We start from the raw sequence: 12,690 nt of genomic DNA, 5'->3' as shown, positions 1-12,690 counted from the left end.
TCTTGCGCAGTCACTGACAATCACAATTCATGGATATAAAAGGAGTAAACCTTGTCCGAGAAGGTAAAGGTCGCCATCGTGGGCGTCGGCAATTGCGCCACGTCCCTCATTGAAGGCGTGGAGTTTTATCGCAACGCCGCTGCCGATGCAGATATTCCCGGTTTGATGCACACCCAGTTTGGCCCGTATCACGTCGGCGACGTGGAATTTGTTGCCGCTTTCGACGTGGATGCGGACAAAGTGGGCAAGGACCTTGCGGAGGCCACGCGCAGCTCCCGCAATTGCACCATTTCTATTACCGACGTCCCGAACCTGGGCGTTACCGTGCAGCGCGGGCCTACCCTGGATGGCTTGGGCCGTTACTACCAAGAGTCCATTGCGGAATCAGAAGCCCCGCTTGCCGACGTCCCCGCTGTCCTTCGCGAATCCGGCGCCGACGTCGTAGTTTCCTACCTGCCGGTGGGCTCCGAAGATGCGGATAAGTTCTACGCGCAAGCGGCCATCGATGCCGGTTGCGCCTTCGTCAATGCCCTGCCGGTCTTTATTGCCTCTGATCCAGAATGGGCGAAGAAGTTTGAAGACGCCGGGCTGCCCATTGTGGGCGATGATATTAAATCCCAGGTAGGTGCCACCATTACGCACCGCGTCATGGCAAAACTCTTCGAGGACCGCGGCGTGCGCTTGGAGCGCACCATGCAGCTCAATGTGGGCGGCAATATGGACTTTAAGAATATGCTCGAACGCGAGCGCCTCGAATCAAAGAAGATTTCCAAAACGCAGGCCGTCACCTCTAACCTGCACAACTCGCCTATCGCCGGCAAGCGCGAGGACCGCAATGTTCACATCGGCCCTTCGGATTATGTGGAATGGCTCGATGACCGCAAATGGGCCTATGTCCGTTTGGAAGGATCTGCCTTCGGCGAAGTCCCGCTGAACTTGGAGTACAAGCTGGAGGTCTGGGACTCACCTAACTCTGCCGGCATCATCATTGATGCCGTGCGCGCCGCCAAGATTGCCCTCGACCGCGGGGTTGCCGGCCCAGTACTGCCTGCCTCGTCCTACCTGATGAAGTCCCCGCCGGTGCAAAAGGCCGATGACGTGGCACGCGCCGAGCTGGAAGATTTTATTGCCGGAAGCTAACTTTTTGACTTCCAAACTACCGCGCAGAGAAAACGAGCTATACAATCGTTTTCTATGACGCAGCAACATGAGGAGAAGGGCCCCGCTCAATCCCCGTCTACATACGAGGATGCCGTCGAGGTCGCGCGTTCCATCCAACCGGCGCTCAATAAGCTCATCCTTATTTTCCAGCGCACGGCAGAGGGCTCTTCTTTGACCACCTCCCAGGTATCCATCATGAACCAGCTGCGTATGCGGGGCCCATCACGCGTATCCACCATCGCGCAGGCAGAGCTTATCCGCATGCCCACCGCCTCTAATGCGCTCTATCAGCTAGAGCGCCGCGGCTACGTGGAACGCCACCGCGATGAGGAAGACCGCCGCGGTGTCCTGGTAGCGCTGACGCAATTGGGCGAATCTGAACTCGCCATCGTTTCACAGCAGCGCGCCTCGGCCTTGGCAGAAATCATGCGGTGGCTAGAGCCTGAAGATTTGGATACCGCGAATGAAGTAGCCACTGTCATCTCCAAGCTTGCAGATGTCTATCGCCCCACAATGAACGGCGAACAGCGCTAGTTTTGCCCGCGGTGATTTCATTTTTCTCCGGCTTAACGTGATAATTGAGAGAAGCGAAAACCGTAATCTCTCACTAGTTCGTACAGTATGGCAACTGATATTTCCGATGGACATCTCCCAGCCCTGAGCAAGGGCTCGGCTGAAAAGCCACTTCGCATCCTTATTTCTTGGAGCCCCTCTTCCTCCGGCACCGAGGCACTCGAGTGTGCCGCGTGGCTTTCCCGTACCGCTGATATCCAGGTACGCGTCATCTCTACCGTATTCCAGCCGTGGACTACTACTTCCCTCAGCAAACTGGGCGGAAAATATAAAAAATGGTTTAAAGGACAAAAGGAGGCCTGTGCCGCCGCTACCCGTGCCGCCCTCGATAAGGCCGGAGTGCCGCGTAGCTGCTGGGATGAGAAACCCTCCCTATTGGTCGACGGCCCTTCGCGCCCCCATCTGCTGACGGAAATGGCCAAGAAGTTCGAGGCAGACCTCATCATTTTGGGGCCCAACCAGGCCGCACCCAAGGGGCGTTTCTTCGCCGGCTCTACGGCCGATACCTTGCTACATTATTCTCCTCAACCGTTGGGCTTGGTGCCTCGCAAGGTAAAGCTGTCCAAGCACGGCGTCACCCGCTTTAACTTTGCCATTACTGAACGCAGCCCGCGCGAAGATCATGAGATGCTCGCCGCAGCCGAGCTTGCCAATCGCTGGAACCTGCCGCTGCGCCTGCTGGCTTTCTCGGCAAAGGGCTTGCTCAGTACCCCGTCGAAGGATAAGCACGATATGGCGCTCGAGCTGGCGGCGGAGTGGCTCGAGGATTCCCTTGCCATGCTGGATCGCGCCCGCGATTGCATCCAGGAGAAATTCCCAGAGCTGGATGTCACCTCTGAAATTGGTTCCGGTGCCGGCTGGGGCGGCGCAGTGGATTCGCTCAAGTGGAAAAAGGGCGATCTCATGCTTATGGCCTCCACCCCGCAAGGCCCCATCGCCCGCGTATTCTTGGGTTCTACTGCCACGGAGCTGCTGCCGCATATTCGGGTGCCCATCTTGGTCCACCCAGCCTGCGGTTAGGATTGGGGTATGAGCCAGCGACCAGAGCATCCCGAAAACGATCTGACATCCGATGCTGACTATGCTAATCTGCGCCGCCCTGAACCGCAGAGTTTCGATGAGCTGGCCGATGAGCCGGATCCTTTAGAGATTGCCGCTGCTAACCGCCGCTCTACCCGGCAAGCCGTCTGGTACATGCTCGCAGTCCTTGTCATCTCCGCGCTCTATGGCTTCGCGGTCGCGCTCGCCGCTAGGCTTATGGGCGGTCCTTTATGCGAAGATGGCACCGCTACGTGGCTCTGCACCGATGGGCAGCGCACCTTCTTTAGCCTGACCACCCCGATCATTCCCTTCTTCGGCATGATTGGCTGCGCCGTCATCATGGTGCGCAAGCTACACCGCTATCTGCGCTGGCGCAGTTGGATGGCCATTTTCTGGGTGATGGCCTGCAATTTCATGCTCTGGACCATTACCGATATCCAGCTATTTCTCATGGACTCGGCTGCCGCATAGAAAACTTCCCGCCTCCCGATGATCCTCCTGCTTGATAATTACGATTCTTATACCTTCAACCTGGCTCACCTCATTGCAGAGGTAGACGGCCGTCACCCACTCGTTATTGCTGCCGGCGAGGCAGAAGGACTGGCCGAGCGCGTCCGTGCCGGCGAATTTTCTCATGTGGTGATTTCTCCCGGTCCGGGCACGCCTGAGCGGGAGGAGGACTTCGGTGCTGCCCGAGCCATCATCACCGCCGCAGCAGCGGCCGAGATTCCGGTGCTGGGCGTATGCCTTGGCCACCAAGGGCTGGGCCTGTTGGCCGGCGCTCAGGTTTCTCGTGCGCCACAACCGCGCCACGGTTTTGTCTCCTCTATTAGCCACTCGGGCGAGGGCATCTTTGCCGGAATCCCGCAAAATTTCAAGGTAGTGCGCTACCACTCCCTGCAGATTGGCGAGGTCCCCGGTATCACCGTTCATGCCCGTAGCGAGGATGGCGTCATTCAAGCGCTCAAGGTCGATGGTTTGCCGCACTGGGGCGTACAATTCCACCCGGAGTCGGTGCTTACCCAGCACGGCCGGGATATTATGCGCAACTTCCTGAGTGGGTTCCGCCTGCTCCACCGCGAGGTTCCCGGCGCGGTGGACTGCCCGCGGGTCTTTGCTACCCTGCGCGCCGAAGGAAAAGATGCCTTCTTCCTCGACTCCGCGGATCCGCGCGGGCGCTACTCCATCCTCGGAGATACTGCCGGCGCGTTGAGTCGTTCTTTCCGCTATCGGCTTGGTGACGCCCCCGATATCCTTGCCCTCTTGGACCGCGAGCTCGCTACCCGCGTCGCCAACGCTCCAGAACTTCCTTTCGCCGGCGGGGTTATCGGCTACCTAGGCTATGAGTGCGCCCAGCTCACCCTGCCCATTGAGTTAAGCCACCGCTCCCCTTACCCAGATGCTTATTTTGTGCGGCCGCAGTCTTTTATGGTCTATGACCACCAGGAAGAAACAGCGCATCTGTGCTGCCTGGCTGGCGACGGCGCCGAGCAACTGCTGGACCGATTAGAAGCCGCCTTGAGTACGGATGAACCACAGGAGACTGGGGAGGGCCGCGGGGCGTCGCTAAGCGCAGACGCCTGGCGCAGCCCCGGCTACCTGGAGCGGATTAAGCGCGCTCAGGAGTTCCTGCACGCCGGGGAGAGCTACGAAGTCTGCCTGACCGATACCTACTCGGCCGGGGCCGAGGGGGAGCTTTATTCCCAACTGCGCTCACACAATCCCGCTCCCTATGCCGCGCACCTCGTCTTCGATGGCGTGGAAGTCTGCAGCGCCTCGCCTGAGCGCTTCCTCACCGTGCGCGGCCGTGAGGTGGAGGCCAAGCCGATTAAGGGCACTATCTCCGCCGACGAGGATCCCGCATTGCTGACCACGGACCCGAAGACGCGCGCCGAAAACCTCATGATCGTCGACCTGCTGCGCAATGATCTTTCCCGGGTATGCGAGCCCGGCAGCGTGCGCGTACCGAAGTTGATGCAGGTAGAAAGCTATGCCACGGTTCATCAATTGGTGTCCACCATTACCGGAGCGCTGCGCGCCAATGCCACTGCGGTCGATGCCCTCCGCGCCACCTTTCCTCCCGGCTCGATGACGGGCGCGCCAAAGCTGCGCACCTGCGAAATCATCGATCAGCTCGAGACCGGCCCGCGCGGGGTCTACTCCGGCGTGGTGGGCTACTTGGGCTTTGATGGACAAGCCGATCTCAGCGTGGTCATCCGCACGGCCGTACGCGCGGGCGGCGAGGTCACTATCGGGGCCGGCGGGGCCATCGTTTTGGATTCGGATCCGGCCGCCGAGCTAGCAGAGCGCAACCTTAAGGCGCAGTCCGTATTAGGGGCATGGCAGTGAGTACCTATCTCTGGCACGAGGGCGGCTTTATTCCCAGCCAACCCCATCCCGGTCCCTTTGACGTTGCGGATTCTTGGCGGATGCTTGGCGACGCCCACTCAAGCGCCCTTCGCCTTCACCTCCGGCGCTTCGAGTCGGTGGCGGGGCCGCTTCCCGCTGGGTTCGTGCCTGCGATGCTGCAGCGCTTCGCCCCCGGCGATCTTTTTCCCCGCATCTCGCTAGCTGCAGGACAACTGCGCCTTGATATTCGCCCCGCACCCCCAGCACGCCCAGTCACCCGGCTAACCTATGCGCAGGCACCCGACCCGCGCTCGCAGCCTTTGGTCAAGGGCCCCGATTTCCCGGCACTGGCACGCTACCGCGCCGAATACCAGGACGACGGTGCCGATGACACCGTCATTGTGGATTCCTCCAGTGCCATGCTGGAGACCACCACCGGCGCGCTCGTCGCCTGGGACGGGGAGACTCTTGTGCTCCCCACCGGGACGGCGCTGCCCAGCATCACGCTGCACCAGGTCACCCGGCGCGCCGCGGCCCTAGGCATACGGACCGAAACACGCCCGCTCACCCTGGAGCTCGCCACCGAATGCCCCCTGTGGTTCCTCAACTCGCTGCACGGCATCAGCCCGGTGACCGAACTATACACACCTACCGGCATCGTCTATCCGCCCTGCAACCCGCACACCGCCACGTGGCAACAGTGGTGGTGGGACTCCTTCCACAAGGAAACGGCGCGCGACTAGCTCTCCTGCTTGGCTAGCTGCGCTGCCACCTCGGCGCAATCTGGCCGGCCGCAGTGCTGCGTTTCTACATGTTGGATGCAGTCATCACAGATGAGCACCTGCTGGCGACAGGTATCTTCATTGATGCAATTGTGGAAGGTATTCGTCCCTTTGCCACAGTGCACGCAATGGCCCAGCTGGATAAAGCCTGGGTCTTGGAGCCCTTGGCCAAACTCGTGATGCATGCGCTTATCAAAGACATACATTGAGCCTTCCCACAGGCCATCATTGCCGTACTTTTCGCCATAGCGCACGATGCCGCCATCGATCTGGTAGACCTCTTTGAAACCACGATTCTTCATCAACGAAGACAGGATTTCGCAGCGAATACCGCCGGTGCAGTAAGACACCACCGGCTTATCCTTCATCCAGTCATACTTGCCGGACTCGATTTCCTCGATGAAGTCATGCGTGGTTTTCACATCGGGCACGACGGCATTTTTAAACTTGCCAATCTCTGCCTCCATGGCGTTGCGCCCATCAAAGAAGACGACTTCCTCGCCACGTTCTTCTACCAGCTTATTAACCTCTTCTGGCTTTAGGTGCACGCCGCCACCGACGACACCATTTTCATCCACCTTCAGCTCGCCCGGCGCGCCAAAGGCCACGATTTCATCGCGCACCTTGACCGAAAGGCGTGGGAAGTCATCCGCTCCGCCCTCGGACCACTTGAACTGCATGCGCTTAAAGCCTGGGTATTCTTTGGTCTGGCGAACGTAGCGCTTGCAGGCTTCCATATCGCCGCCAACGGTGCCGTTGATGCCATGCTCGCTGATAAGGATGCGCCCCTTGAGCCCCAGGGACTCGCACAGGGTGCGTTGCCACAGCATGATTGCGGTGGGATCTTCGATGGGGGTAAAGCAGTAATACAGGAGAACTTTGCCAATAGTCACGCCCCAATCTTAGGCCTGCAGCTGGGTAGATCCCCAATCTTGTAGTTGTTCTTTATAAGACTGCGGCCCCTCCAGCACGGGCTGAAAGGGCCGACCCTCTACTCAGAACCTAGCGCTTCTGGTACAGCGCTTTCTTGCGAGCAAAGACGGGATCAGAGGTCACGAGCACGCCCAAATTGCGGAAGATTCCCTCATCCACCGAACCCAGGATGGTGGTGGTGTGAACATCGCACCCGGCAAGCTCCTTGATCTGCTCTAGTGCCTTTCGGGCATTATCATCCTTGGCGGCAGACACGGATAGGGCGATGAGCACCTCGTCGGTATGCAGGCGTGGATTCTTGGAACCCAGGTGCTTGGTCTTAAGCGTTTGAATCGGCTCGATGGATTCGGGCGAAAGCAGATGGATATCGTCATCGATGCCGGCCAGGTGCTTCAGGGCGTTGAGCAGCATCGCGGCCGAGCAGCCCAGCAGAGGCGCGGTACGGCCGGTGATCATGGTGCCGTCGTGCAGCTGCATAGCAGAGGCAGGCTCGCCGGTTTCTTCCGCACGTTGGCGCGCGGGCGCCACCACGGGGCGATCTTCTACCTTGATGCCGGCCTTAGCCATGATGACCGCGGCACGCTCAGATTGTTCGGTACCCAAGCCAGCGCGGGCCTCTTCCACCTGAGCCTTAAAGTAGCGGCGGATGATTTCTTGCTGGGCGGCGGCGCGGCACACGGCGTCATCAGTAATGCAGAACCCAGCCATGTTCACGCCCATGTCCGTGGGAGACTCATACGGGGTGGTGCCGGTGAGCTTTTCCAACAAGGTGCGCAGCAGCGGGAATGCTTCCACATCACGGTTATAGTTCACGGTGGATTCACCGTGGGCGGACAGATGGAAGTGGTCAATAATATTGGAATCGTTGAGGTCCACCGTGGCGGCCTCATAGGCCAAGTTCACGGGGTGTTCAAGGGGGAGATTCCAGATAGGGAAAGTTTCAAACTTAGCGTAGCCAGCATTATTGCCGCGCTGGTGCTCGTGGTAAACCTGCGAGAGCGCAGTGGCCAGCTTGCCGGAGCCAGGGCCCGGCGCGGTGACAACGACAAGATCGCGGGAGGTTTCCGCAAACTCATTGCGGCCAAAACCCTCTTCGGACACGATTAGGTCCGTATTGGTGGGGTACCCAGGGATAACGCGGTGTCGGGCCACCTTGAGGCCAAGGCGCTCTGCCTTTTCGATGAAGGCCTCGGCCTGGGAGTTTCCCTCCTCCAGCTGGGTCATGACGATGTTTTCCACCAAGAATCCGCGGCTGCGGAATACATCTACAAGGCGCAGCAGGTCATCTTCGTAGAGGATGCCTAGGTCGGCGCGCACCTTCTGGCGGGAGATGTCCTTGGCATTGATGCAAATGAGGATTTCTACGTCCTCTTTGATGCGCTCCAGCATCGCGATTTTATTGTCCGGGGTGAAACCCGGCAGCACGCGGGAGGCGTGCATATCGTCAAAAAGTTTGCCGCCCATCTCCAAATAGAGTTTGCCGCCGATTTCCTCGCGGCGGGCGTGAATGTGCTTTGACTGCAGCTCGATATATTTCTCGCGGTCAAAGCCGATTTTGTGCGTCATGATTTGAAAGCCTTCCCCTGAGTTAAATCATTCCGCATTTCGAGTTTACGCTATTGTCACCTCCCAAATAAGTGGGCTGGTTAGCGGCAGGTTTGGCCGAAAATTCTTCCCGATTAGACTGGCTTCTATGCCTGAAGGTCACGTCATCCACCGCCTAGCCAATAAATTCAACGCGGATTATCGCGGCATGCCGCTGCGCGTGACCAGCCCGCAGGGGCGCTTCGCGGCGGAGGCAGAGATTCTCGATGGCGAGCGCATCGAGCTGGCCGAGACCTACGGTAAGCATCTTTTTGTACACCTCACCGCTCCGGATCCGCGCCATATCCTCTATATTCACTTAGGGCTCATCGGCAAGCTGCGCTTCGAGCCCCGCGAGGAGACCGGCGGACAGATTCGGGTGCGCATTGATAATGGCACCGAGGCCGCCAACCTGCGCGGACCACAGTTTTGCCGCTTGCTTACAGAAGAGGAGTACCGCGCACAACTGGCCAAGGTAGGCCAGGATCCGCTGCGCCCAGACGCCGATGTGGAGGCCTTATGGGCCAAGGTGCACAAATCGCGACGCAGCATTGGCTCGCTGATGATGGACCAGCACCTCTATGCCGGCGTGGGCAATATTTACCGCGCAGAAACCCTCTTTCGCCATGGCCTCTCCCCTTTCCTGCCTGGCCGCGACGTTTCCCGTGAAACCTTTGACGCCACGTGGGCCGACCTGGTGCAGCTAATGGAGTACGGGGTGGAGCACGGCCGCATCGATACGGTTCGGCCCGAGCATTCTCCCGAAGCCATGGGGCGCGAACCGCGTAAAGACGACCATGGCGGGGAGGTATATGTCTATCGCCGCGCCGGTTTGCCCTGCTATGTGTGCGGCACCCCAGTGGCGGAAAGAGTCATGGAGGGACGCAACCTATTCTGGTGTCCGACCTGCCAGCCGGCTCCTTAAAGGCCTATCCTGGCGGGCATGCGATATGCCTATAGCGTTGCTGCCGTCCGTGCGGCGGAGCATTCCCTTCTAGCCCAGCAAAACTTGGCCGATGAGCTCATGCGCTTGGCCGCGCGCGGCGTAGCAGCCACGGCCGCAGCCATGCTCGGCCCTGGGCGGCGAGTGAGTATCCTCGTCGGCCCAGGCGGCAATGGCGGCGATGGCCTCTACGCTGGCGCTTTCCTGGCGGAGGATGGTTATTCAGTCGAGGCCATCCTCGCGGCGGATAGCGCCCACGAACCCGCACTGCAGGCGTTTACCGCGGCCGGCGGGACCATTGTGCACAGTCTGGAGGTTGCCGATCTGCTTATCGACGCCGTCGCCGGCCTCTCCTCCACCCGCGGCCTTTCCGGTGCCCCGCTCAGCGCCTATGCCGAAGCCAAAAAGCGTGGCGTTCCAGTCCTAGCGGTGGATATTCCCTCCGGGATTAACGCCGATACCGGTGTGGCTGCGACCGATGCGGTGGAAGCGGACGTGACCATTAGCTTTGGCTGGGCCCGCGCCGGACACGTCTGTGCCCCAGAATGCGGCGCGGTGGTGCTCTGCGATCTCCTCTTGCCAAGCGCGCCGCGCTCTTTTGCAGAAGAGCTGTCTGCCACCGCAGAACCGGTGGGCCATATCGCCAATGAACCCACCATCCCCTTGCCCTATCAGTGGCCAACCGAGCCGGTACTCACGGGAGACCAAGGCCAGGTTTCCGCCCCAAAGCCGGTGGGCTGCACGGGGCCAATCCTGGATCCGACGCCCGGGGCGAAAAGCACAAAATACACCGGTGGGGTTACCGCGGTATGCGCCGGCAGCAACGCCTTTCCCGGCGCGGGCATACTCGCCGCCACGGGCGCGGTGCGGGCCACCCCCTCCATGGTCCGCGTCGTAGGAAATGACTCTGTGGTCGCAAGCCTGCCGGAGGTAGTGCCCCATGCAAGCGCTGAAGAAAAGGTCCATGCTCAAGCCTGGGTAGTAGGCCCAGGACGAGGCACCGGGCCGGAAGCGGCAGCGGAATTACGGGCTGTGCTGGCACGCAAGCTGCCTACAGTTATCGACGCGGACGCGCTCACGGTGCTGGCTAGCAATGAGGACCTGCGCAAACTTGTACACGATCATCCTTGCGCGGTTCTTACCCCGCATGCCGGGGAATTTGAGCGGCTCTATACGGCTACGCTTGGCCGCGCACTCGATCTTTCGGAGGGTTTAAGCGTACGCCTGCAGGAGCTTGCCGCGACACTCGACTGCTTTGTCCTGCACAAAGGCCGGATCACCACGGTCACGGCCCCCGGGCAGGAAATTTATGGCATGAACGCGGGGCACTCCTATGCAGCTACCGCCGGATCCGGTGACGTGCTTTCTGGCATCCTCGGCGCCACGCTAGCCCAGCTGAATTTTGCTGAGGTAGATGCGAAGGGGATCATTGCGGAGATTTTGCACGCCGCAGCGATACACCAACACGCTGCCGCTATTGCCGCCCACACCCCAGACGGCTTTGGGATTTGCTCTGCCTCCCAGATTGCCGCGGCGGTGCCCCAAGCAATCGCACGGTTGCTAGTGATGCGGCGCTAGCTGAGCACGGAAACCTTCTCCTGCTCGGAAACGTGACCGTCTTTGACCTCAACCACGCGGTCAGCGAAGGTCAGCAGGGAACGGTCATGGGTCACCAGCACGGTGGCGGTTTTCATCTCTTGGGTGACATCGCGCAAAAGGCGGATGATCTCCTGGGAAAGGTGAGAATCGAGCGCGGAGGTAGGCTCATCCGCCAGCAGCAGGTCTGGCTGCTCCATGAGCGCACGAGCGATATTGACGCGCTGGCGCTGGCCGCCAGACATCTGGCCCATGCGGCGGTTTCCCATACCTGCCAGGCCCACAAAGTCCAATAGCTCATCGGCGCGCTGTGGGCGCAGCTTGCGGCCAGCGATGTGATCCATAATCAATAGTTGGTCGCGCACATTGAGCGAGGACAGCAAGTTGGCCTGCTGAAAGATGATGGACCGGGTGCCATCTACCTGTACGGAACCAGAATCCGGGGTGATAAGCCCAGCGGCTACGGATAACAGAGTGGACTTGCCGGAGCCAGACTCGCCCACGATGGCGGTCAGGGTATTGGATTCGGCCTTGAGGGAGGCGTCGGCAAGCGCGGCAGTGGTTGTCTCACCGTCCTGGTAGGTCACGGTGGCATTGCGAATATCAAGAATGGTGGACATGTTAAGCGTTTCCTCCAAGTGCATCGAGTGGGTTGGCTTTAGCTACGCGGCGGGTAGCGACGAGGGCGCCGGCCATACCGAGGACCCAAATACCAACCGCAGGAACGGCAATGCTGCGCAAAGAGACATCGAAAGGAACGGTGCCGGAGGCGAGCGCGCCGAGCGCCCACCCAACGACAGCGCCCAGGATGGTGCCGGCAGCCAAGATGATGGCGGCTTGTGCCAGGGCATCGCGCAGCAGGTAGCGCACGGTGGCGCCCAGCGCGCGCAAAATAGACAGGTCGCGGGTGCGCTGAATGGTCCATACGGTCAAGAAAGCGACGGTGACTAGCGCGGAGATGCCGTACAAGAAGCCCTGCATGGTAAGCAGCGAGCCGCGTTCAGACTGATAGCCCGCCAGACCGGTGAAGGACTTGGAAACCTTGACGGAGCCGGGAACCTCATGCTTATACAGTGCGGCGGTGCCCACCACGCCCTTCGGGGCGTGGCTAATCTGCTGCCAAGACTCGGTGGAAGCCCATACCACCGCAGAGTGGGAGTACATGGTCTCCGGAACAGTGTCCTCCACCGAGAAATCGGTGCCGCCTAGGGTGACGGTTTCGGCCGCATCGATGGAATCTGGCAGGAGCACGCCCTGCTCTGGGATGGTCTTATCGGTGCCCGGAACCTGGGTGCCGGCTGGCAAGCTGAGGACGGCAACGCCGCCGTGACCCTCCAGCTTGGTCTGCGCTGCGCCGAGGGGAATACCGTCGCTGGCGATATCGCCGGCATGCATCTCGGACTCGCTGAAGGAGGGATCCTCGGTGGAGAAGGAAATATACGGGTACTTCTTTTCTAGGGACTCCAAAGCGGAAGTATTTTGCTTGGAAAGGCCCTCCGTTAGGCCGGAGAGCATCACGAGCAAAAGGGTGATGAGCGCAACCGTGCCGCCAATGAGCGCGAAGCGGCCGCGCGCTGTGGTGATTTCTCTGATTGCTAGGAACATACTTCTATATTCGCTTTATGCAGGTCAGAAGTAATCGGCCAGCTCGCTGAACCTCTAGTCAACCAAGTGGTTGATTCACTGTCCACCCTTGCGCGGATATCCTGGGTGGTTGTGTTTAAAGGA

At 60.0% G+C, this 12,690-nt stretch carries 12 protein-coding genes; 8 read left to right on the top strand and 4 right to left on the bottom strand.

Annotated features, from left to right (window positions below):
* Window positions 1–51: 51 nt before the first annotated feature.
* The 6 genes from MHK05_RS10045 (at window position 52) to MHK05_RS10020 (ending at window position 5,867) form a co-directional block, all read left to right on the top strand.
* Window positions 52–1,140, top strand: a complete 1,089-nt coding sequence (locus tag MHK05_RS10045; protein ID WP_023020139.1) for an inositol-3-phosphate synthase — start codon at window positions 52–54, stop codon at window positions 1,138–1,140.
* Between the two features lie 54 nt (window positions 1,141–1,194).
* Entirely contained in the window at window positions 1,195–1,695 is a 501-nt protein-coding gene (locus tag MHK05_RS10040; RefSeq protein WP_049359192.1) for a MarR family winged helix-turn-helix transcriptional regulator, read from the top strand.
* A gap of 87 nt (window positions 1,696–1,782) precedes the next feature.
* On the top strand, window positions 1,783–2,754 hold the full coding sequence (locus MHK05_RS10035; protein WP_239206486.1) for a universal stress protein: 972 nt from the start codon (window positions 1,783–1,785) through the stop codon (window positions 2,752–2,754).
* A 9-nt stretch (window positions 2,755–2,763) separates the two neighbouring features.
* The gene (locus MHK05_RS10030) at window positions 2,764–3,246 is read left to right on the top strand and encodes a hypothetical protein (RefSeq protein WP_239206484.1); all 483 of its coding nucleotides are present in this window, start codon (window positions 2,764–2,766) and stop codon (window positions 3,244–3,246) included.
* Between the two features lie 18 nt (window positions 3,247–3,264).
* On the top strand, window positions 3,265–5,124 hold the full coding sequence (locus MHK05_RS10025) for a chorismate-binding protein (RefSeq protein ID WP_239206482.1): 1,860 nt from the start codon (window positions 3,265–3,267) through the stop codon (window positions 5,122–5,124).
* On the top strand, window positions 5,115–5,867 hold the full coding sequence (locus tag MHK05_RS10020) for an aminotransferase class IV (protein WP_239206480.1): 753 nt from the start codon (window positions 5,115–5,117) through the stop codon (window positions 5,865–5,867). Before MHK05_RS10025 ends, MHK05_RS10020 begins: the two co-directional genes overlap by 10 nt.
* Here the strand turns inward: MHK05_RS10020 and trhO are convergent.
* Both trhO and MHK05_RS10010 read right to left on the bottom strand, forming a co-directional pair.
* Entirely contained in the window at window positions 5,864–6,799 is a 936-nt protein-coding gene (gene trhO / locus MHK05_RS10015) for an oxygen-dependent tRNA uridine(34) hydroxylase TrhO (RefSeq protein ID WP_005326978.1), read from the bottom strand. The two genes, MHK05_RS10020 and trhO, sit on opposite strands and share 4 nt — an antisense overlap.
* Before the next feature lie 109 nt (window positions 6,800–6,908).
* Window positions 6,909–8,405 carry a DUF1846 domain-containing protein gene (locus MHK05_RS10010; protein WP_023020147.1) on the bottom strand — a complete coding sequence of 499 codons (1,497 nt, stop codon included), beginning with the start codon at window positions 8,403–8,405 and terminating at the stop codon, window positions 6,909–6,911.
* A gap of 127 nt (window positions 8,406–8,532) precedes the next feature.
* Here MHK05_RS10010 and MHK05_RS10005 point away from each other — a divergent pair, with 127 nt between their 5' ends.
* Window positions 8,533–9,348 (top strand): Fpg/Nei family DNA glycosylase, encoded by an 816-nt coding sequence (locus MHK05_RS10005; RefSeq protein WP_239206478.1) that lies wholly within the window; start codon window positions 8,533–8,535, stop codon window positions 9,346–9,348.
* Window positions 9,349–9,366: 18 nt separating this feature from the next.
* A complete protein-coding gene (locus MHK05_RS10000) occupies window positions 9,367–10,944 on the top strand; it encodes a bifunctional ADP-dependent NAD(P)H-hydrate dehydratase/NAD(P)H-hydrate epimerase (RefSeq protein WP_239206476.1) in 1,578 nt (525 codons plus the stop codon).
* Here MHK05_RS10000 and MHK05_RS09995 read toward each other — a convergent pair.
* Window positions 10,941–11,582: an ABC transporter ATP-binding protein gene (locus tag MHK05_RS09995; protein ID WP_239206474.1), complete on the bottom strand. Its 642-nt coding sequence runs from the start codon at window positions 11,580–11,582 to the stop codon at window positions 10,941–10,943. The two genes, MHK05_RS10000 and MHK05_RS09995, sit on opposite strands and share 4 nt — an antisense overlap.
* Window position 11,583: 1 nt before the next feature.
* Window positions 11,584–12,567 carry an ABC transporter permease gene (locus tag MHK05_RS09990; RefSeq protein ID WP_239206472.1) on the bottom strand — a complete coding sequence of 328 codons (984 nt, stop codon included), beginning with the start codon at window positions 12,565–12,567 and terminating at the stop codon, window positions 11,584–11,586.
* Window positions 12,568–12,690 lie beyond the last annotated feature (123 nt).

The sequence above is a fragment of the Corynebacterium nasorum genome, from assembly GCF_022347325.1.
Classification (GTDB): domain Bacteria; phylum Actinomycetota; class Actinomycetes; order Mycobacteriales; family Mycobacteriaceae; genus Corynebacterium; species Corynebacterium kefirresidentii.
Note: the sequence above shows the minus strand (reverse complement) of the source record. Positions and strands in the feature narration are given on the sequence as shown.

What these genes read in the sequence shown, in the direction of transcription:
- MHK05_RS10035 (WP_239206486.1), top strand. Translation starts at nt 1,783, where the DNA reads ATGGCAACTGATATTTCCGATGGACATCTCCCAGCCCTGAGCAAGGGC.
- MHK05_RS10010 (WP_023020147.1), bottom strand. Translation starts at nt 8,405, where the DNA reads ATGACGCACAAAATCGGCTTTGACCGCGAGAAATATATCGAGCTGCAG.
- MHK05_RS10040 (WP_049359192.1), top strand. Translation starts at nt 1,195, where the DNA reads ATGACGCAGCAACATGAGGAGAAGGGCCCCGCTCAATCCCCGTCTACA.
- MHK05_RS10025 (WP_239206482.1), top strand. Translation starts at nt 3,265, where the DNA reads ATGATCCTCCTGCTTGATAATTACGATTCTTATACCTTCAACCTGGCT.
- MHK05_RS10020 (WP_239206480.1), top strand. Translation starts at nt 5,115, where the DNA reads ATGGCAGTGAGTACCTATCTCTGGCACGAGGGCGGCTTTATTCCCAGC.
- MHK05_RS10030 (WP_239206484.1), top strand. Translation starts at nt 2,764, where the DNA reads ATGAGCCAGCGACCAGAGCATCCCGAAAACGATCTGACATCCGATGCT.
- MHK05_RS09990 (WP_239206472.1), bottom strand. Translation starts at nt 12,567, where the DNA reads ATGTTCCTAGCAATCAGAGAAATCACCACAGCGCGCGGCCGCTTCGCG.
- MHK05_RS10005 (WP_239206478.1), top strand. Translation starts at nt 8,533, where the DNA reads ATGCCTGAAGGTCACGTCATCCACCGCCTAGCCAATAAATTCAACGCG.
- MHK05_RS09995 (WP_239206474.1), bottom strand. Translation starts at nt 11,582, where the DNA reads ATGTCCACCATTCTTGATATTCGCAATGCCACCGTGACCTACCAGGAC.
- MHK05_RS10000 (WP_239206476.1), top strand. Translation starts at nt 9,367, where the DNA reads ATGCGATATGCCTATAGCGTTGCTGCCGTCCGTGCGGCGGAGCATTCC.